Annotated in this window: 14 protein-coding genes; 9 read left to right on the top strand and 5 right to left on the bottom strand. The window is 44.1% G+C overall.

What is annotated here, in order from left to right; translation table 11 throughout:
- Nucleotides 1–33: 33 nt before the first annotated feature.
- The 4 genes from K2F45_RS19275 to K2F45_RS19260 all read left to right on the top strand — a co-directional run bounded on the left by K2F45_RS19275 (nt 34) and on the right by K2F45_RS19260 (nt 4700).
- Entirely contained in the window at nt 34–1614 is a 1581-nt protein-coding gene (locus K2F45_RS19275) for a fimbrillin family protein (protein WP_248932104.1), read from the top strand.
- Nucleotides 1615–1664: 50 nt separating this feature from the next.
- Entirely contained in the window at nt 1665–1832 is a 168-nt protein-coding gene (locus K2F45_RS19270) for a hypothetical protein (RefSeq protein ID WP_159727922.1), read from the top strand.
- 585 nt (nt 1833–2417) lie between these two features.
- Nucleotides 2418–2765, top strand: coding sequence for a helix-turn-helix transcriptional regulator (locus K2F45_RS19265; protein WP_248932103.1), 348 nt, complete (start codon nt 2418–2420; stop codon nt 2763–2765).
- Between the two features lie 444 nt (nt 2766–3209).
- The gene (locus K2F45_RS19260) at nt 3210–4700 is read left to right on the top strand and encodes a tetratricopeptide repeat protein (RefSeq protein WP_248932102.1); all 1491 of its coding nucleotides are present in this window, start codon (nt 3210–3212) and stop codon (nt 4698–4700) included.
- A 51-nt stretch (nt 4701–4751) separates the two neighbouring features.
- Here K2F45_RS19260 and K2F45_RS19255 read toward each other — a convergent pair whose 3' ends face one another.
- Complete coding sequence (locus K2F45_RS19255; protein ID WP_248932101.1) at nt 4752–5624, bottom strand: helix-turn-helix domain-containing protein; 873 nt, start codon at nt 5622–5624, stop codon at nt 4752–4754.
- A 603-nt stretch (nt 5625–6227) separates the two neighbouring features.
- On the bottom strand, nt 6228–6695 hold the full coding sequence (locus K2F45_RS19250; RefSeq protein ID WP_075994905.1) for a PA2169 family four-helix-bundle protein: 468 nt from the start codon (nt 6693–6695) through the stop codon (nt 6228–6230).
- A 206-nt stretch (nt 6696–6901) separates the two neighbouring features.
- Here K2F45_RS19250 and K2F45_RS19245 point away from each other — a divergent pair, with 206 nt between their 5' ends.
- The 5 genes from K2F45_RS19245 (at nt 6902) to K2F45_RS19225 (ending at nt 14335) form a co-directional block, all read left to right on the top strand.
- On the top strand, nt 6902–8617 hold the full coding sequence (locus tag K2F45_RS19245) for an FAD/NAD(P)-binding protein (RefSeq protein ID WP_248932100.1): 1716 nt from the start codon (nt 6902–6904) through the stop codon (nt 8615–8617).
- 137 nt (nt 8618–8754) lie between these two features.
- Nucleotides 8755–12375 carry a response regulator gene (locus tag K2F45_RS19240; protein ID WP_248932099.1) on the top strand — a complete coding sequence of 1207 codons (3621 nt, stop codon included), beginning with the start codon at nt 8755–8757 and terminating at the stop codon, nt 12373–12375.
- A gap of 20 nt (nt 12376–12395) precedes the next feature.
- Nucleotides 12396–12770, top strand: coding sequence for a response regulator (locus K2F45_RS19235; protein ID WP_248932098.1), 375 nt, complete (start codon nt 12396–12398; stop codon nt 12768–12770).
- Entirely contained in the window at nt 12767–13594 is an 828-nt protein-coding gene (locus K2F45_RS19230) for a CheR family methyltransferase (RefSeq protein WP_248932097.1), read from the top strand. The genes K2F45_RS19235 and K2F45_RS19230 overlap by 4 nt, the downstream gene beginning before the upstream one ends.
- An 84-nt stretch (nt 13595–13678) precedes the next feature.
- Nucleotides 13679–14335, top strand: coding sequence for a response regulator transcription factor (locus tag K2F45_RS19225; protein ID WP_248932096.1), 657 nt, complete (start codon nt 13679–13681; stop codon nt 14333–14335).
- A 108-nt stretch (nt 14336–14443) separates the two neighbouring features.
- Here K2F45_RS19225 and K2F45_RS19220 read toward each other — a convergent pair whose 3' ends face one another.
- From K2F45_RS19220 to K2F45_RS19210, 3 genes are all read right to left on the bottom strand, one after another.
- Complete coding sequence (locus tag K2F45_RS19220; protein WP_248932095.1) at nt 14444–15985, bottom strand: hypothetical protein; 1542 nt, start codon at nt 15983–15985, stop codon at nt 14444–14446.
- A gap of 21 nt (nt 15986–16006) precedes the next feature.
- Entirely contained in the window at nt 16007–19051 is a 3045-nt protein-coding gene (locus tag K2F45_RS19215; RefSeq protein ID WP_248932094.1) for a SusC/RagA family TonB-linked outer membrane protein, read from the bottom strand.
- 407 nt (nt 19052–19458) lie between these two features.
- Nucleotides 19459–22188 (bottom strand): DUF5695 domain-containing protein, encoded by a 2730-nt coding sequence (locus tag K2F45_RS19210; RefSeq protein WP_248932093.1) that lies wholly within the window; start codon nt 22186–22188, stop codon nt 19459–19461.
- Nucleotides 22189–22249: the final 61 nt, after the last annotated feature.

Here is a 22249-nt window from a genome sequence, read left to right as displayed (position 1 = left end):
AAATACATTAATATTTAATTAACCATTTCCAAAATGATTTCACAATTTCGAACAACAAACGGTTGGAAAACGTTAGCCTTTTCGGCACTTATCTGCGGTTCTTTATTCGCATGTAAGGAAAGTAAAGACAGTGTAGCCCAGAGTGGCAAAGCGAATGTAAGCATTCATTTACTCGGGGTAGAAAATCCTGTCGTCACAACAAAGAAAGCGAGCAACGGCAGTAGCTCGATAGCATCCAATCAGACCATTGTAGTACCGCTTACGAAGACAAGTTCTTTTGAAGCAACGTTGACGAACGAGTCGTCCGCAACAAGTGGCAACCTATTGCGGGCCTCGTCCGGAAATCGCGCTGCGGTAACCGAGGAGCGTACTCCACTTGGCAATAACGTCAAATACAAAATCGTTGTCTACAATAGCAGCGGTGATTATGTGACTGAAAAGACCTATACAAACACAGTAGACAACACGAGCGACATCACGCTGGATGCTGGACAAGCCTACACGTTCGTAGCCTATTCGGTGAACAGTACTTCTACGGTACCTGCGGTGACGGCACAAACAGATTTGACAACAGCCAGTCTGGATAATATCAGTGCTGACCTGATGTACTTTAAGAAGGATCTCACTGTTCAAGCTGGCGATAATAATCTTGATGTTGTCTTAAAACATCAATACAGCGAAGTAACGACCAATCTGAGCATGGCGACAGAAATGACTGGTGCCATTACAAACCTGGCTGCGACAACTATTAACCCAACACATCCAAGTGCTAATCTAAAATTGGTGGATGGTACAATTACCTACAATGGATCAACAGCTACAACTAATGTTGTATTTCCGATATTGGGTGCTGCTGGATTACGTAATGTATCTAGTACGCCGACAGTATTGATCCATCCAAGTGCAACAAATGGTGTCTTTAATTTCGGATCCATCACAATCGATGGTGAAACGAAGAATAATGTATCGGTAGCGGGTTTAAGTATTGTTCCAGGACAACGTTATAACCTGAACCTAAACTTTAAAACCTGTACGCAAGAAGTAACCGGTGGGGCCAATTTGAACTGGAATTACCCAGCGGGAGGTGCAGGTGGAACCAGTGGTGCAGTGGTCGATGGGGTAGTTGTTCCAAACGGTCAGAACATCACGCGCACATTGACTGCGCCAGGGGCCGATTATGGTTTCGTATTTGATATCCAGCAATTGGATAACTCATTCAATATGGAAGTGAACGGTGTTAAATTGGCAACCCAAGAAATACAATTTGAAGCCGGTATTTCGACTTCACCGAAAAATGTGGCTTTTGCGGATGGAAGTAATTATGGTGGAGCGAATACTGAACCAGCGGGCGGCAATATTGTTCAGATTTATAACTTGAACGGTACTGCAAGTAATCCAATTCTTCGTGTCGTCATTAGCCGAACAGGTGAGGTGAGTTTGTATGGTAGTAAACTATCTGGAGGACCATTATATCCTTTGGTGCTAACAGCAGGTTCATTTAATACTGTGCCTTGGAGCCCAAGCTCAAATACGGTTGTCATCACCCAGCAAGTAATGGGTAAAACGACTATGATTGGCGCCGGTAGCGGTAGAAAAAAGATTGCCTGTCCTTAATCTGGCCGTATAATATATTCATTGGAATACCAATAAAAAAAGATCAAATCATGAAAAATATAGAAAAGAAGGTTTATATAAGTCCACGTGTTGAAACAACGACAGTAGAGTTGGAGCAAGGTATCGCAGCGGGTTCAGCCCCTGATACGATCCATAGTACCGATCCGCAAGAGTCATGGGACAATGCGGGTGACGATAATCGAACCATTAATTGGTAAGGTAGTGCTGTCTCAGATGACAGAAGCTAACTTGAAGTAAATATACTCGGCAGGGATTTAAAAGATTTCAGCCGAGTTTTTTTTGAAGGGGAGCTGTACACAACGACGTAAGAAACCAACGTTCGGCTTACAACGGTGGAAAATCCAACGGTTGGGTGTATACTGAATTGAGCGAGAAGTTAATTGGTTATACAGATGTGTTGGTTTTAACTTATTGTTTTTCAGTTGTTTGTTAAGTGTGATAGCAATGTGAAAGGCTGTTTTTTTTGTTTCTTTCTTTTAATCCAAATATTTGTCACCATAATCAGGAAGGGTATTTCGGAAAGGAGATTGGTAGATAAATTCATAGCTGAAAATGCGCTATATAAATGTTTCCTGATGATGAAAATAATGAATTATCGCTCGGACCAATTTGCGTGAAGGTCTGTGATAATATATTTGGATTTACTCGATGGGGAAGATGGAGCCCCGTCGAGTTTATTTGCTCTTCCCTCAGCTGATCGAAAATAGTTGTCAGTGTTGGAGGGAGTTAATTTGGTTCAGGGACTGAATATAAGAACAAAACTTACTGAAATACGATATACAATGGAAAGGAATAACTTTACTGATCTAATTGCTTTAGCGAAGAACAATGATGCCGAGTTTTTGGCTTTGTTTAATGAAATCTATCCCGGGTTTATCGCCTCATTGAAGACAATAAACCCAAAAATCCGCAGCAGCGAACTGGAATTCTGTGCTATGACCTTTCTGAATTTTTCGACCAAAAACATTGCTCAATATACCTTTGTAACGGTGCGGGCTGTCCAGATACGCAAAAATAGATTGCGCAAAAAGCTTAACATTGCCTCTGATATAGATTTTAACAACTGGATGCGCGATCAGATTCACCGAAACCCTCTTGCTAAACAAGAACATGCTGTTGAAACGATCTAATATAAATTGCTTTTGTACTTTGCTCTCGATGTATTTAACTCGAGTATATCCCAAAAACATCGGGTGGTCCGTGTTTTTATTAAATGTGTGATACTTATGTGATAGCTGGGTATTCACCAGTTGTTTGACAATTGTTTATCTTCGTTTTTAATAAATTATTGTAATTCAATACGATTGTTTATTGCATTTCTCCTACCAATGAGTTTGCCATTTATTACAGCTTATTTATATAAACGTGATGGCAATAGTGTCTTGGTCAGAAGGATAACTGTCTTTCTTTTAAGGGTATGAACGGAAGTGTATTGGAAATTAAATTGATTTTGTATCGATTTAACAGTGGTTTAAATTTTCAAAATAGCTAAATGTGCACGTGCTATAATAAGATCTAAAGAACCTAGCAAGGGAGACAATCGAGAGATGCCTAAATAATGACCTAGAACTACCATGAAGAAGCAAATTTTACTTTTTATTTTATGTTTATTTACACTTAAGTCAATCGCTGATGATCGCCAGAAGCGTGAAGTTGATTCACTTTTGAATAAAACAAGAGAATTATTTAACACTGGGCAATTATTGCCCTTTATAGAAACCGCGATAGAAGCACTGAATCTTTCCAATGCAGCAAATTATGATGAAGGAAAAGGAAAGGCTCATTCTTGGATTGCGGAAGGCCTTGTGCATGTAGGCTTGTTTAAAGAGGGATTGCAACATCTTGAAAGTGTAGAAAGGACTAATTTTTATAAGGAAGGTATTCTCGCGCAGTCCGAAGTGCATCGCGTGCGTGGACGAGCTTATGGTGAGCTCAAATTGTACCAACAAGCCATCCGGGAGTTTCGTCTGCAACTGGGCCTGATCAAAAAACTGACAGGCGAAAAACAAAAAAAATCCTATCAGTTTACCTACGAAAATTTAAGTATTGTTTTTGATGCGACAGGTCAGCTTGATTCTGTGGAGAAGTATAATCATCTTCTATTGGATCACTTGAAGGGAGAGGATGAAAAGAAGGAGGCCTTTCGTTACCTGGTGGTCTATGATAACCTAGGAAAGTTATATGTGAAGAAGGGTGATTTCGTAAAGGCGCAACAATATCTCGATAAAGCCCTGGCACTTGTGAAAAAATATAAAATTCCGGTTGTGTTAAATACATATGGTTCGTTAGGAGCTCTGGAGGAAAAGAAAGGGGATTTAAAAAAAGCAGCGGACTTTTATGAAATGAGCTTAGCAAATAAGCGGGCAATAGGCAGCAGAAACGGGATGAAGAACTCGTACCGAGAGCTAGCTGATTTTTATCGAAGGAGCAAAGTGAGCAAGGTTAAAGCCGATCAATATGAAATGGCCTTTAGCCGGCTCAATGATTCGCTGGAAAGCGAAAATAGACAGGTAGTCGATCAGGTGCTCAACCAAATTTTGAAACTCAAAGATGAGGAATCGAATACCAAGGTGTCAAGGGCAGGAACAATTGCGCTTAACGCCCTATTGTTGCTTCTTGTTGCGGTTTCGTTTTTTGTTTGGCGGTCGAAGCACAACAGGAAGATATTGGGACAGAAAGAGGATGCACTCCAAGAAACCGAAACAATCAATAAGGAACTGACCGAACAGATCGGAGAAAATAAATTCAATACGCTCATAGACCTGGCCAAAAGTAACAATCCTGAATTTTTGATCTTATTTACTGAATTGTATCCACAGTTTATCCAGGCGCTTAAATCATTTGACGCTAATCTGCGAAGTACAGAATTAGAGTTTTGTGCCATGGCCTTTCTCAATTTTACTACTAAAAATATTGCGGAATATACCTTTGTGACGATCAGGGCAGTACAGGTCCGTAAAAATAGACTGCGCAAAAAGTTCGACATACCATCAGATGTGGATTTCAATAACTGGATGCGTGAGCTGGCCGGAACATCCGTTAGCCCATTGGAACCGAAGGGCTAAAAAAAAAAGAGCTATGTTAACAGCTCTTTTTTACAAGGGCGGCACTGCTCGCTAATCTTTATTTGATAAAAGCTTACTTTTATAATCGGAAGGCGTAATCCCTTTAATCGATTTGAAAAACTTGTTGAAGTTGGGCAGGGAGTTGAATCCACAGGCATAGGCAATATTGGTGATCGGGTTCTCATCCTGAACCAACAGCCTGCAAGCTTCATTGATCCTTACTTCATTGACGAATTTTGAGAATGTTTTTCGTGTATGTGCTTTAAAAAAGCGACAGAAGGATGGCTTGGTCAAGTTCGCCAATTTAGCTGCCTCCTCTAAGGAAATTTCATTGTTGAAATTTTCAAAAACATAATTGTAGATGTTAAAAATAAGTTCTCCGTCCTTGCGCGGTGATCCATTGCTATAAGACTTATCCGATAGTACAGCATATTCTTCTGTGTGAAGAAGGGTAGCTAAGCTCTCAAATAGATAGGCTGTTTTCTGCATATCGGAGGCGCTGACCATTTTTCGTAGTATTTTTTTGAGTGCATCTTTTGTTTGCCCATAAAATAACATTCCCTGTCGCGATCTTTCCAGGAAGTCATGCAGCGGGGCCGTTTCAACTAATAAGGGGCAAAAAGACAGTAGGGCTTCTGGATCGAAATGTAAGGTGATTGACTGTGCACGAGGTTCGTGGCTGGTATCACCATGGGCATTATACCAAACATGTGGCAAGCCCGGGCCGATAAATGTCAGCTCGTCGCTTTCAAAGTCTTCCAGATGATCTCCTATGCAGCGTTGCCCATTACCCTTGATGATGTAGGTAAGCTGGCATTCACTGTGAAAATGATATTCGGAGAGGTATTTGTCGCAATTTTCTCGTCGAATTTCAAAAATCCTGTTCCCTAAATTTGAAAGTGCATTCGTATAAACCGGTCTCATAAATGCTGAAAATATTTTAATGAAATAATGGCAGCGTGTACCTATCTTTATAATTGATTTGAAATTGTATCTCAAAAGACGCATTATTAACCAAAAAAGCCATGTATTAAAGGCTTAAAATCATGTAAAATATTACTTTTTTTAACCGTTTACCGAATCGAGCATTGTACGATGTCAAAATTTCTTAATAATATGATCTTGATGGGGCTCATTGTATGTGGGGTATCCTAATGGTTCTCCTGCTATTCATATTTTTTCATACAGTATACGGCAATTATTTTTTATGTCTTTATACTCTTATATGTAACTTTCGGTGGTGTCAATGCTGCTATACCATATGATTTTTCAGATTTCCTTTTTCCGCTTATGGTTACCGTATGGAAGCATGACGATCTTAGGATGATGTATTTAAGTGAAATGATATTATTGATCATGCTAATTGTTACGACAACAATCTCTGTTCGGGAGAAATGGAGGCAATCAGAAAAAGCAGCGCTACATTCCTGGCTAAGATGAGTCAATGACGAAGTCGAAACACAAAAAAATACCGAAGGGATTACACTTCGGTATTTTTCGTGAAAAAGAAAACTTACTATTTCAATCTTAGAGGGTTTTGCTATCGCGCAGCATTTTAATGATATTATGCGCTTCGAGCTGCTTGCTGAGTTGTGTATTGATCAAGCTATGAACATTTTGCGAAAGTTCTTCCGATCCTTCAGCCAAAGCTGTTTGATAAGTTGATTTGAAGGCATCTTCTCCCTGCTCACAGGTTTCGAGCAGACTTCTTTCGTCATCTCCCGTGATATTCACTTTTATGCCCATCCAGGCACGGAAAAGCTTGCCGCTCAGCATGGTGCTATCCGTCGCCTCTTTGCCTTCAAGCTCAACATAAGGTGTCAACTCGGCAATAAATTCTTCCGATTGTCCGATAAATTTTTGAAATGTTGGTATAAGTTTATCTAAACCATGACTTGTCGCCAGATCAATAGCTTTTTTATAACCCTCGATGCGGTCGTTGTTGATCTTAATAATGTCATTGATGATCTCCGGATTGTTGATGTTGTTTTCCATAATATTGTTATTTGTTATCATTTTGTTTATTCGAAAAACAGCAGGTACTTGATGATCGTTTGCAGAATCCGAGATTCAGGTATTTAAATCGTGGTCCGTATTTATCCCGTTTTTTATTGTCCGGGAATAAATGGGCCTAAAACTTTCTGCAATTTACCCTTGTTCTTAGAACCGAATACTGTCCTTTAGGCAGCGCAACGAAAACTATGCAACAAAACATTCATGTAGCCATTATCGGGGGTGGACCCAGTGGCCTGTTTATGTACAAGAGATTGGTCGAAAAGAATATAGCCGGTCTCAAAGTATCTATTTTCGAGTCCCGCAAGCAATTGGGGGCAGGGATGCCTTATAGCTACGAAGGTGCTACATCGGAGCATCTAACTAATGTCTCGGATCATGAAATTCCCGCACTGGTCTCCACGATTGAGGATTATGTTCAATCCTTATCGGAAACCGCGCTTCGAAGCTATGGAATCGATGTTGACGATTTTAATCGCTACAAGGTGGTGCCACGGTTGCTGCTTGGCCGCTACCTTTCGGAGCAGTTTATGCTATTGAAACGGATGGCGGATGGAAAGGGGATAGAAACACAGATTCATCTCGGCAGCCAGGTCAGTGATATCATTGATCTCGATAGCCAGATGCAGGTTAAAATCATGGTGGGCAGCACCGATACCTATATCGTAGACAAGGTTATCATCTGTACCGGACATAAATGGCCAACCAGGTATGAGGGCAATGTAGAACATTATTTTGAATCACCCTATCCGCCGTCAAAGCTCGCCTTAAAAACAGACCATGCAGTAGGCTTACGTGGCGCTTCGCTCACGGCAATTGATGCTATCCGTACACTGGCACGCCACAATGGGTCTTTTGAGGCGCTGGAGACAGGTGAGTTAAGATATCAGATCGACCCGGGAAGTGAAAATTTTAAGTTATTGATGCATACCCGCAGTGGTCTTCTGCCTGCGATCCGATTCCATCAGGAAGAACCTTTCCTAGCCAACAAGCTCTTGATCTCCGAAGAGGAACTCATGCTTAACAGACTTGAAAATGAAGGTTTCGTGTCGTTGGATTTTCTGTTTGATCGTAATTTTAAAGCGCAGTTTAAAGAAAAGGATCCCGACTTTTATGCGATCGTGGAAAAGCTCAGCCTGGAAGACTTTGTAGAAGCAGTACTCAGTTTAAGGGAACAGAAAGATGCCTTCGAGGGATTTCGCCAGGAGCACGAACAAGCGCTGAAATCTATCAGAAGGCGTCAGTCTATCTATTGGAAAGAAGTGCTTTCTGCCTTGAGCTTTACCCTGAATTACCCGGCCAAATATATGTCTGCCGAAGATATGCTGCGTTTAAAAAAAGTACTGATGCCGTTGATTTCCATTGTCATCGCTTTTGTGCCGCAGAGTTCCAGTCGTGAGCTCCTCGCACTACACGATGCTGGTCGGCTGGAAGTGGTCAATGTTGGTACGGACAGTCGGATTGAACCTGCGAGCGACCGCGGCGCTAACTATTTTTATACCGATGAATCTGGGATAGAAGTAAAAACCCATTATAAGACATTTGTGGATTGTGTAGGACAGCGACCCTTGAACTTTGAAGAATTTCCTTTCAAGAGTTTAGTCGACAATGGCAATGTCAGTCCAGCTTACCTGCGATTTCGTTCAGTGGAACAGGCCAAAGAACAAATGCTGGCAGGCAACGACCATATGTTTGTGGCTCCGGATGGCGCCATTTTTTTGCAGGTACCCGGTGTAAAGATAGACGACAGCTTCCGGCTGGTAGACCACAGCGGCAACGCCAGTCAACGTCTTTTCATGATGGCTGTACCTTATATGGGCGGCTATAATCCGGATTATTCGGGGCTAGATTTTTGCGCCGCTACCTCCGCTATCATTGTTGGCAAGATTGCTGAAGGGGGATAAATACGTAAGTTTTTGTTAAAATACGGTAAGATGGTTGGGGCCGGGCGACACGGGATTTAATTTAAGCTCCCTATTGCTATATTTGGCGGCCATCTAGATCATCAGTTGGCATTGTCTTAACTCAATTGTTGAAAAGCATGCCTAAAACTATTTTAAGAAACCTGCAGGTAGGTTTTGGAATTTCACTGTTGATCCTGTTAGCGAGTTCAACGGCTTCTTATGTGAGTATCCGTAAGCAGATCCATAATAGTGCGATGGTCGATCACAGCCGCCGGGTCATGAGCCGTGTCAATAAAATTTTGCAGGATTTACAGAATGCAGAAACAGGCCAGCGCGGCTTCCTGCTGACGGGGATGGACAAGTTTCTCGATCCCTACAAAAATGGTCTTCAGTCCTTGCCTCAATCGCTGAGCCGCGCGCACGATCTTACGGCTGATAACCCAGCGCAGCAGCAGGTGATTGATACCCTGTCAACACTTGTTCAGTCTCGACTAGATCGATTAGAGAATTTGGTGAACATCAAAAAACGAGGTGGTATGGTCTCTGTTGCCCAGCTCGAAGAAGGCAAAACCTACATGGACAGTTGCCGTTTGTTGATCAGCAAAATCATAGATAAAGAAGAATCGCTGCTAAATCGACGTTCAGATGAACTTACACGCTCTTCGGGATACACCTCCATATTTGTTTTATTGGCTGCGGCAGTTTCGTTGCTAATTACGCTGTTTTTTTACTTCCGCCTCAGGGCAGATTTCTTTAAGCGTGAGGAGTTGCAGAATGACCTGAAACGAAAAGATGAGGAGATCCAGCGCCGACTGAGCATTACCCAGCGTATAGCACGCGAGATTGCTGCCGGTAATTACGATATGCAGATTCAGGATGCCGAACAGGACGATTTGGGCAGCTTGACGGGATCCCTCAACGAAATGGCCAGGTCGCTCAAAACATCATTTGATGAACTCAGTAATAACAATTGGCATCAGGCCGGACTAACCCAGCTGGGCAACCTCTTGATGGGTAATAAACAGCAGGAAGAGCTCACAGCCGTTATGCTCGGCCATCTGACAAAATATGGCAATTGTGTCAATGGTGCCATTTATCTGATGGAACAGGATGAACTTGTCTTAAGGGGAGCCTATGGACTCGAAGATCCCGACCATAAGCGCTTTGCTCCAGGAGAAGGTATGGTCGGTCAGGTCTTTAAAGACGAGAAAGAAAAGTTATTTGAAAACCTCGAAAATAGCAGCTATGTTATCAGTTTTGCTATCGGAAAGGTGCAGGTGAACAACCTTTTTATCTTGCCTGTTTTTGATGGTAATCAATGTATCGGTGTGATTGAGCTGGGGTCACTACAGCCTTTTTCTTCCATACAGCTGGCATTTTTTAGAGATGCAGTGCAAAAAGTAGGTACCACACTTGCGGCGGCACAGGCTAGACTTGTGGTGCAGAATCTATTGGAAGAAACTCAGGCGCAGACTGAAGAGCTGCAGGCACAGCATACCGAATTGGAATCCCTTAATTCGAGCCTCGAAATGCATACCCATAAATTACAGGCATCGGAGGAGGAACTCCGCGTACAGCAGGAAGAACTAGTGCAATCTAACCGTGAATTGGAGGAGCGCTCAAAATTATTGGAAGATAAAAATGTTGAAATCGCGGAACGCAATCAGGAAATTCAGAAAAAGGCGGCAGAGCTTGAGCAAAGTACACGCTATAAGTCTGAGTTTTTGGCCAATATGTCGCATGAACTACGTACACCGCTCAATTCAATTTTGTTACTTTCCCGTTTGATGGCCGAAAATTCAGATGGTAACCTGAATGAAGAGCAGATGGAATCGGCAGCCGTTATCCAGAGTTCTGGAAAGAGCCTGCTGACCTTGATAGACGAGATTCTGGACCTTTCCAAAATAGAATCCGGAAAAATGGATCTGGATGTACAGCCTGTATATTTTGCCGATATACTGAATGGACTGACGGCTATGTTCGGACCAATCGCCGCAGATAAGCAGCTCGGATTAGAAATGAGCGCCGCGAAGGGTTTGCCGATGCAGCTCGAAACAGACAAGCAGCGCCTGGATCAGATTTTACGTAATCTATTGTCGAATGCCATCAAATTTACAGCTTCGGGTAAGGTTACCTTGCATATTGACCGCGAACAGTCGCAGAGACACCGTATCGTATTTGAAGTGCGCGATACGGGAATAGGAATACCAAAAGACAAGCAGCATCTGATTTTTGAAGCTTTTCAACAGGCTGATGGTTCGACGCGCCGCAAATTTGGCGGTACTGGACTGGGGCTCTCGATCAGTCGGGAACTGGCGCGTCTGCTCGGAGGCGAAATCTTGTTGGATAGTGAAGAAAACAAAGGCAGTGTATTCCGCCTTATCCTTCCGGAGCAGATTTCGGGCAACATGCCATCCGTATTTGCTGCGGAATTGCAGCGACCAATGATCGGAGAAACAGACGTTGAAACGGTGGAGCACGCCGTAGTGGGGCAAGATTCACAAGTGGCAGTGCAGGCCATGGAAAGGATGCCTGAGATTCCTATTCCAGCCGATATTCCGGATGATCGCGATAGCATCGTCGCAGGCGACCGCTTTATCTTGATTGTTGAAGATGATATTGAGTTCGCAAAGATCCTGCTGAAATATACGCGTCAGCAAAACTACAAAGGTATCGTGGTCGTCCGTGGTGATATCGCTGCGGAGATGGTGGCCCGTTATATGCCGCTGGCGGTCCTATTGGATATTCAGCTTCCACTTAAAGATGGCTGGCAGGTAATGGCTGAGATCAAGGAAAACCCCAAGACTCGACATATACCTGTGCATATTATGTCTTCTTTACAGGTTAAAAGAGAAAGCCTGCTTCAGGGCGCCATAGACTTTATCAATAAACCGATGGCATTGGAGCAGATGGGCGATATGTTCCGTAAAATAGAAGATGCCCTTACGCGGCATCCCAAAAAAGTATTGATCGTTGAAGAAAATCCCAAACATGCTGCGGCGCTGTCGCTCTTTCTTGAAAGTTTTGACATTGCCTCGGAGATCAAGAGCAATGTAGAAGATAGCATTGTGGCGCTGAGCTCAGACACTGCCGACTGTGTGATCCTTGATATGGGGGTCCCAGACCGTGTTGGCTACGAGACATTGGAAGCCGTAAAACGAAACCAAGGCCTTGAAAATTTGCCGATTATTGTATTTACCGGTAAGAACCTTTCGCAGGTAGAGGAAATGAAATTAAAACGGTATGCGGATTCTATCATTGTAAAAACGGCTAATTCCTATCAGCGTATTTTGGACGAAGTCGGTCTATTTCTACATCTTGTAGAGGAAAATAATGGTCCTTCTACCAAATCGCCGGGTAGACTTGGATTTTTGCAGGATATTCTGCAGGGAAAAAAAGTACTTGTAGCGGACGACGACATTCGAAATATTTTCTCGCTAACCAAAGCGCTCGAAAAATATCAGATGACCGTTGTGCCGGCAACGGACGGAAAAGATGCGCTGAAACAGCTGGAAGATAATCCGGATGTGGCGGTGATCCTGATGGACATGATGATGCCCGAAATGGATGGTTACGAAACGATTGCTTCGATCCGAAAAGATCAGCGATACGAAAATATGCCCATTATTGCTGTTACAGCCAAATCAATGATGGGGGATAGGGAAAAATGTATTGCCGCAGGAGCGTCTGATTATATATCCAAACCGGTGGATATCGATCAGCTATTGTCTCTCTTGCGCGTATGGCTGTATGAATAATAACGCAATAAATCAGGAGCATGGATAAAAATAAAACCATATTGATCATCGACGATGATCAGAACAATATATTTGCGTTGAAATTGGCTTTGAAGTCAAGAGGTTTTCAGGCGATAGGCAGTCTTTCTGCAGAAGAAGGACTTGCTCAGTTACGGGATCATGGCGGCATAGGTATTGTGCTCATGGATATGATGATGCCCGAGATAGACGGCTATGAAGCCACCAAGCTGATCCGTGATTCATGGAATGCAAGTGAATTGCCTATTATCGCCGTGACGGCACAGGCCATGACCGGCGATCGTGAAAAATGTCTGTCTGCAGGGGCAAATGGCTATATCTCGAAACCGATCGACATTGAACTGCTTGTGCAGATGATAAGAGAAATAGCAGGATGACCACGGGGAAAAAAATTGTCAGCCAAGAGCAGGTCATGATCCTGATGGAGGATGTGGAGCGTCTCTATGGTTACGACTTTACCCACTATACGAAAGCATCCTTATCGCGGCGGATCAACCAGCTTTGCCTGCTGGATAATTTTGCGAGTTTCGCCGAGCTACGTTATCGTGTTGTCCACGATCCGGAATACGTGCAGCGATTTGTTGAAAAGATGACGGTGAATGTGACCGAAATGTTTCGTGACCCAAGCTTTTTTGCAAATCTTCGCCATGAAATCCTTCCCAAATTGCGTACTTCGCCCTTTATCCGCATCTGGATAGCGGGCTGTGCGACAGGTGAGGAAGCGTACTCACTGGCAATCCTATTGCAGGAAGACAATCTGCTGCACAAATCATTGATCTACGGCACCGATATCAACCCCTCGGTGCTTGAGCAGGCAAAGAAGGCTGTTATCCCGATGGCAAACCTAAAATCCTATGTTGAAAATTATCAGCTTTCGGGCGGTAAAGCTGATTTTTCATCATACTATACCGCGAACTATAACTGGGTAAAATTCAATTCCACTTTGCGGGAACGTATTGTTTTTGCTTCTCACAACTTGGTGAGTGATGCTTCTTTTAATGCTTTTCAGCTGATTCTATGTCGCAATGTGCTGATCTATTTTGACACAGAGCTGCAGGCCAGGGTATTGTCCCTTTTTGATGAAAGCCTCGAAACATTCGGCTACCTTGCCTTAGGCAGTCAGGAGACACTACGCTTTTCTGCGCTGGCACCCCACTATAATCAGGTGGGTAATGAAAAGATATGGCGAAAGGTCAAGTAGAACTGGAGGGGATTTTTACGTGAACTTATTTTAAAAAATAACTTAATTAAAAAAATAGATTATCTTGGTAGGATTGGAGGAAAAATGACTAAAATTCTTTTAGTTGATGACCATCGACTTGTGCGAAATGGGATACGCTTGATCATTGATACCCACGACAAGCTTTCGGTGGTAGGAGAAGTAGACAGTGCAGAGGATGCATTAATCTATCTTGAACAAAATGCATTGCCGGATCTGGTTTTAACGGACCTGAATATGCAGGGCATGGATGGTGTGAGTTTCATCCGAATGGCCAAAAAAATATATCCTGATCTTAGGTTTGCTGTGCTTTCCATGATTGAAGATCCGGTTGATGTAGCCGAAGCTTTTCGGAGTGGCGCAGACGGGTATCTATCTAAAGGGGGGGATTATGATGAAATCTTATTTGGATTGTTACGTTTATCTCAGGGGCATAAATATCTGATGACCAATTTCGGTCTACGGTTTATGGAAAATTTTGATGTTGAGAATAGCGCGAATGTTGATGTTACTTCACGGCTGTCGCAGTATGAAATCACAGAAAGGGAATTTGCCGTACTGGAACTCATTGCGCAGGGTTTCACCGCTGTGGAAATTGCGGATAAAATCTTTTTGAGCAAACGGACTGTCGAAGGGCACCGTCAGAACCTGATGGACAAAACCAAAAGCAAAAATACGGCCGATCTGATCCGTTTTGCATTTCAGCAAAAGCTGCTGAGCTAAATAGAACCTTAAAAATAGCCTTTGTTTCCACGCTGCTGTGTGCAGCGCGGAAAACAGAAGGCGTATATATAAACGGGGTTAGTTCGACAGAATGGTTGTTCTGTTTGATTATTTTGAAGCTGGCTTCCAGCCATTGTCGCGGGCTGTACCAAGCTCACCAAATTTGCCTTTTTCACCGGCAGACTCATTCCCACCGAAAGTGTAGACAGGTTCTCCGATGAGTTCCAGTTGGATCTGTGGTATCGGAAACTGGGTGGGCGTGCCGCCCTGTAGCAGATCATTTCTCCGCATAAAGGTGAAGGGTACAAAAGTACCACCCGCCCCATCTATTTCTATGGCATATTCATAATGAATGGCATCGCGTAGGGCACTGGCGTTGGCTATCACATCAGGAAGACCTCCTTTTTGTTTGCGGGAGGCTGTCGAAGCATTCAGCTCAGCGGCAGCACCATCGTAATCTTTCAACCAGTATTTTGCTTCTGCCCGCAATAAGCGTGTTTCTTCGGCCAAAAAGTAAGGATTGACAGCGCCAGCAACATTGAGGGTAGACAATTTGGGATACATCCACCGGGAACGCATGTAATTGCTGAAAAGCCCCCTTCCTCTGGCTTCAAGCAAAATACCGAAGTTACTTGTGTAAGTAAAATATTGGTAGAAACGTTTGTCGTCAGATTCAATAGGACCCAAGATAATGCTGTTGTTGGTTGGATAAGCTGTGGGCGTTTTTTTTGTTTTATCCGCCAAATAAGCGATTTTGATATCTGCAGGAACATAGGAGGCCGTTCCGTAAGGCCGTTCGAGTACATCGACCAGGGCATTGTAATAGCCGCCCACGGTAGTGGTGATGGTGTAATCGGTGGTAAAACCCTTGTTGGCATAGGCAAGAACTCTGTTCCAATAAGGAGAACCCAGATTTTCTGCTTCGGCCTTATCCCGTGCTACGGAGGAAAGGATCCGTGCAGAAAGCGAATTGATCAGCAATACGAGATCGCCTTTGGAAATGGTGACACCCTTTAAAAAATCGAAATTCAGGTTGGGTGTTTCGGCAATAAGCTGCAAGGTCTTATCAAGATGTTTGATGCCATTCTCGATCAGCTCTTTATAGGAATTGGGAAACTCCTTGAGTTTAAGGTTGACATCATCGACAATCAGTCCGCGGTCGAATATTGCGCCCAGGTAACCTTGGGAGACACCTTTTGCATAGTAGGCACCAATAAGACAGTCTTTGGTCCGGTCGGCACCCTTGTCATCATAGATCGTCAACTTTTGATTCTCGATCAGGTCGATCACTTTGGTGGCATCCAAATTGGACTGATAGAAATTGGAATACACTTCACGAACGGCTGCATTACCGCGGTAAGCGGAATTGTTGTTCAAACGTAACCGCGGTTCGTTCGCAAAATCCCACCAGGACTGGCTGCCGTTGGTATTGGTTGACTGGTCTGCCCAAAGACTAAAATGGGAGCCACCAGCGTTATTGGTCGTGGTATTAAAGGCGGTTTGCACACTGCTTGTTGTGAGTACATAACCCAAACTTTTTATCTTTTCTATGGCTTCGGCATTCGTCAATGTCGAGGGGTCATCGAATCCGATTGATTCGCATGAGCCTAGTGAGAAAAGCACGGCTAAACCAAAAAATATCTTCTTCATGTTTTACTTTGTCTGATTAGGTTAAAAATTGAAGGTTAGTTTTCCTGAAATAATACGGTAGGTAGGGTAGTTGAATCCATCCTGTCCGATTCCATCAACATTAACTCCCTTATAGTTTGTCCAGATAAAGAGGTTTCTGCCGATAAGAGATAGATTGGCGTTTTTCAGAACCTTGGAAAGACCTAGTTTTTCTGTTGGGATTTTATAGGATAACGCTAGCTCGCGAAGGGCCAAATAGGTGGTTTTTTCGATCCAATAATCTGTTACTTGTGAAGCGTTGAATACCTGGGTGGTAAAGTTTAGCGGTTTGCCTGCGGCGGCACTCCGGTCTGAAAATTCCGAGCGGTAGACATAGGTCAGATATTGCGCGGTTTCATTGAATTTCTGTCCCCCTTGTTGCCAATCCAGCACGCTGTAAAGTGAAAAACGCCCGTAATTAAAGGTGTTTGTAAAGCCCAGTAAAAAATCTGGATTGGCATCGCCGATAATTTTGGCATTGCCAGTTGCAGCATTGACATAAAATACGGGCGCTTCATTTGCCGTACCTAAAGCTGCTTTTTCGACCACAACACCAAAGTCATTTACCACATAGTCTTCAACCCGTTTGGTACCGTTACCGGCATTGATGACAAAACCGTCGGCATTGGTTTGCAACTGCGCGAGATCCGAGTGGATACTGTACCCATAAATTGCGGTGGTACTGGCACCGACAGCTTTTCGATAACCGTTGTATGTAAACTCGGGAACATCGCCCAGCGAGGTAATCCGGCTACGGACGCGGCTGAAAGTAAGGCCTGATGACCAATTAAACTTTTTATGCTCGAGCACTTTTCCATTGACCTCCAGCTCGAGAGAATTTGATTTTACAGCGCCTAGGTTGTCGTAGATGCTTGCTGAGCCCGAAATTGGTGTAAAGGCTGGGACAGAAATAAAATCGTTGGTACTATTTGAAAAAGCATAGTTGAACTGCACATTCAGTCGCTTAAATAAGACGGCATCAAAACCAAGTTCCGTTTCCGCGGTAACTGCCCGCTTCAGATCGGTATTGTCATTTTGTGTATAGCTGACACCCCCTGTATTGGTGATGCTGACGCGGCTGTCTTTGGCGCCAAAAGGAGGAAGGCTTCCCGCTTTTCCATATGCCACCCGCAGCTTAAACTCTGTCAATGGATCGAGCTTGATATCCTGCGTCAAACGGTAGGCGGCGGAAATGCGGGGGAAAAAGGCTGTACCGACATCGCGGCCAAACCGTGAACTCTGATCGAGCCGGCCGAGGGCGTCGACAAATAGTTTATCTGCCCAGGCAAACTTGGCGTTGAGGAAATAGCCATGGTTAACTGTTTTCTCCCAATTGGATGAAATAATCCTCGTGCTCGGTTCTGTCACATCTAGGCTTTTGACTGGGGCCGTAAGATTTCGACCGGAAGCATTGAAACCTGCCTGCGATGCAAATTCATACACATATTTGGCAGTAAGACCCCAATCCAGATTGCCAGTCCTGCGGTTGTAATTTAATTGTAGCTGACCATTTTTGCTGGTGCTTTTGGAGGTTCTTAAAGCATAGTTCCCATTATTCAGACTGACATCCGGGACAATGGTCTGATATCCTTTAGGGTAGTATTCTTCGGTATTATATTGTTTGGTCTGTAAGGAAAGGGCTCCTTCGGCACTCAGGTGTTCGGTAATTACATATTTTAGTTTTCCACCCAGCAGCAGATTCTCGGTCTGATAGGCGTATTCCTCATTGCTCAGTCGATAGAAAGGATTGGTCCATTGCTGACCGGAAAGATTGCTCCCTTTGGGTAGGTAGACATATTTTCCCGATTCATTCTTTTCGCTGAGATCGATAAAAGGCTCGACAAGTAAAGTCGAATAAAGCAGTCCATCCGAACGGCTGGATACAGCACTCGAAGGTGTATTGAAGAAGCTATACTGCGTGGTTAGATCGGCTGTAATTTTGGGTGAAACGCGGTAACCAAGATTGAACAGAATGTTCTGTCTTTTGTCTGCATCGACCACTGGTGAAACACCGCCTTTATGTTGGTTTTGTGCGGATAAATAGATGTTGTATTTTTCACCACTTGCTGCGGCCGAGATGGAATTGGTAAAATAACTGGTCCGGCCCAATAGATTTTTGGTATTGTCCACATAGTCTTTATAGGGATGCAGATTGACCGAAAAACCATTTTCCTTGTAGTCGATCACCCGGGCTCCATTGACCAACAGGAAAGATCCGTCTGGATTGACCTTGAAATGATGCTGATAGGATAGGGGTGGAACTAATAACAGACTTGAGTAACCAAGTTCGTTATCTATACTGATATTCAGTTTTCCTTCCTTTTTACCGTTTTTTGTCAACACCTGAATGACCCCGCCCTCGCCGCGGGTTCCATATAAGGCCGAGGCTGCAGCTCCTTTGACTACTTCGATGCTCTCAATATCGTTGGGATTAAGATCTGAAAGACGGAGGGCTGTGACGAAGCCATCCACCACGATCAACGGTTCGATTTCTCCGGTTACCGACTTTGATCCACGGAGATATACCGATGCCCCGGCATTGCCACCCGACTGGTCGATGCGGAGGCCGGCGACTTTTCCGCGTAAACTCGTGGAAGCATCGAGCGCAGGAACGGTGCCGATCAGCTCCTGGTCTACTTTGGTCAATGCAAAGGATAGCTTTTTGCGGCTCGTACCTTGTGCAACACCTGTTACCACAACTTCTTCCAGGTCTTTGCTCGCTGGGCTGAGCGCAATAACAATGGGGCTTTTGTCGATCACAAGGGATAGTGACTTGTAGTTGAGATGTGTTAGCTTGACCTTAAAGGGGAGCTTCTGTCCAGTAACAAATTGAAATCTACCCTCCCTGTCGGTTTTCACAGAGTGGGTAACAGCATCCAATTGCACAGTGACATCTTCTATAGGCTGTTTTGTAGAAGCGTCAATGATATGGCCCTCAAGGGTAGCGTTTACGATAGGTTTGGGCTTGTTCTGTGAATAAGTGGGTTGTACCCAAAAAAAGAACAATAGAAAATAGATAGAATACAGCCGTACTCCAATGTTTTTCATGAAATTTGGATTAATAGTTAAAAATTAAACAAGTGCCAACGCCAATTGATTACTTGCAGGATTTCTAGGGGAATGTTTCTACAGCAGAACACTGTAGTTTTGTGTTAGCAACACATTCGCATGGATGCAATGTGGAATAGTTGATTTTTCATAAGGGATCTTAAATGTTAAAAAAGTTTAGTTGATTGAATACGATAAGCAAATATAGGGAATTAAAAATAAAGTCTATAAAATTAGTAGATTATTTTTTTTAAATAAATTGAACTGCGCTGCTGCTACGAAACCAAAGCGGGCTTCCATGTAAATGAAAGCCCGCTTTTTGAAGTCTTATAATCGCTTGTGTTTCTAGCATGGAGGCTGGAGAAGATATAGGCCATGTTTTAGTAGGCCATTGTCTGGATTCTTTTCTACTTCAGCTTTTTCAATTTTACTGTTTTTGTTGATAGGGGTATTACATAGCGATTCAATGGATCTTGGTTTATTCCTTCCACCTCATAATGGCTTTCGGGATTTACATTGAGCAGAATATTTGTGCTGTTATGTTTTGCTTCATTATTGAAGATCAGGGTGACGCTGCGGTCTTTTTGATCGTAGTGCAATTCGGCAATTTCTCCGGCATCTGTGGTCAACCAAAGATTTTCTTTTGCCAGGAAGACACGTCCTTTGGAAGCTGTAGTCAGGGCAACCTTGACCTGTTGTTTTTCGGTTTTTAGATTTCCGCTGAAAGCCAGCCAGCCAAATTCGGGATGTTCGACAATATAGGTCCCCGAATTGACGGCATACCCGTAAAAGCCGGTTCCATAATCGCCCGAGATGCCGTCATTGGCCAGTGTGGATGGGTAGGAGTGGAATGCTCCGGGGCCAAAGCCGTCGGCTGTGACATTGGCCAATGCACCCATCATACCTGCATGTCCGATACGGAGCAGGTAGAAGTCGTCTGGATGGTCGCGGTAGGCTGTAAGGACGGGAATGGCATTGAGGGCCGAACCATAATGATGGAGCTGCCGCTCGATACGGGAGAGCTTGCCGCCATAGACAAAATCCCAATAACGGCGTGCACTGCCATTGTAACCCCAGTGCGGTACGGTAGGCATGTAAGCAATGATGGCATTGAGCGTCACTTGAGCTTTTTCGTCGAAGCCGAAAAAGCGCGACCAGAGGTATACCTCTTCCTGACCTGTAGAATCCCATGGCATCTCACTCCCGAATGGATAATTGAGGGTTTTCCAATGCTCTGCTCGCTTGCGCATGGCGGCTTCAAGCTTGTCGGCCATCGTTGTTAATCCTTCCTTACGGAGATCATTGAGGACGATAAGGAAGATACTGCCTTCCATTTGACCGAATTGCGCGTAGTAAGGTGCTTTTTCGACCATGGCGATACTGGTCTGGTAAGCCCGTTCGAGGTACTTGTCCCAGGTTTCCTCATTGACCAGATTGTTGTAGTTGCGGGCGAGCCTGTACATCACCCAGTGTGCTGCCGCAACATGTGGATAATTGTAGGATCGTCCAATGTCATCGGCTTCCTTTTTGGGCCAGGCAGACCAGGTTTTCCAGTTGATATCCGAACGGTAGGTACCGGCGGGCATTGAATCTGGTTCATAATAAAAAAGGCTTTTGACAACACCATATTTCTTGTCGCCTTCTTTATGCTGGATATGACCGTATAGTGTCTCATTGACAAAACGTTTCAATTTGGCTATTTCCTGTTGATCGGGCTGCAGTACTTGTTTCATCAGGGCGGCAAGCCAGCTTGCTGCTCCAGCTTCATCGCTGAGGCCTGCAAACCAGGCGCTCCTATTTTGGGTGATGGGCTGCTGTTCTTCATAGTCATAGGATATGACAGATGGTGAACGGCCAAAGAGATCCTTGTCATTTTCATACCACTGCTTGGTGGTGAGGAAATGGCCCAGATCCTGTACAACTTCTTTTTCGGATTTGATTACTTTATAGTGGATCGTCTGTGTAATGCCATCCCCATAGTTGATGGTAAGCCGCGCACGTCCCCAACGGTTGCCCTTCACTTCGTATTTGGTCCATTGCTGAGCTGTGCTTCCTTTTTTTGTCAGGGTCAATGCACCTTCGGGATAGACACTGACACTTTTGACCGCTTTGTTGTGCTTAACAAAAAGTTTGGCGGGATTGTCCATGGGGACAACATATCCGGGAAGTCCAACAGCGACAGGCCTATTGTTTTTCAATAACTCCGATTCAATTTGCCGGATGCTTGGCGCGAGGACAAATTTTAAGGCAAAGGTCTTTGACTCATGTGGTTTCAAGAGGGTAGAAGTCGGTGTATTCCATTGTTCTACGCCTTTCCAATCAGTCTCGGCATAGGCCTTACTGTGGATCATCCATTCATGAAATCCCTCAAAGGTAATACTTCGGGGGGTAGGGTCTGTATTGAGCGGATTGTAGGCTTCAAAGCCTGCATTTTTATAGGGCAATACCAACAGACTCGGCCCATTGCCATGTAGGCGGTTGACCTGTAGATAACCCGCATCTTGGCCGATATAGGGATCGAAAAAGACATTCTGTGCATGTGCCTGATCGAGATTTTTCCAATCCATGTTGTTGTTGAAGGGAAGTGGGATACCCAGCGCGCCGATTTCGATGGGATAATCGTTGGGATTTGAAACTTCAAAACTCAGGATCAGATCGCCTCCGTCATCTCGCCAGCTGCGTACAACCTTCAACGGAATATTGTTGAGCGTAGGGCTGATATCTGCGCTTGCAAGATCGTTTTTTGCCGGATTTATTGGGATGACATGTTTACGGTCTGCCGCCGATGAGTAGGAAGTCCAGGGGGTATCACCCTGACGGCGCAAACTGATATTGATATCACCGATATGAAAAAACTTATTGCGGTCTCTTTTGCTCAGGAGCTCAACAGGTGTATAGTCAAAATCTTTTTCGCCGCCGTTGGGGCGAAAAGAAGATAGCGTCTGCGATGCATTGAGGATAGCTACATGGAGGTTTTTGAGGGTAAAGTTTTTGGCACCCTCTTCTACACCTAAAGTGGCTTGCTGTGCTTTGACTGCTTTCCATACGGGGTGTTCGTCCTGTTGGCTATATACGCTGCTTGGCAACTGTGTGCATACGAGCGCAAATAGGATCCAATAGCTTTTTTTAAGATTCATTTTTGACATGTTATTGCTCATTTAATACGCCGAAGATCATTGTTCTTACAAAGATGAAGGA

This window comes from Sphingobacterium siyangense, assembly GCF_023277505.1.
GTDB lineage: Bacteria > Bacteroidota > Bacteroidia > Sphingobacteriales > Sphingobacteriaceae > Sphingobacterium > Sphingobacterium siyangense.
Note: the sequence above shows the minus strand (reverse complement) of the source record. Positions and strands in the feature narration are given on the sequence as shown.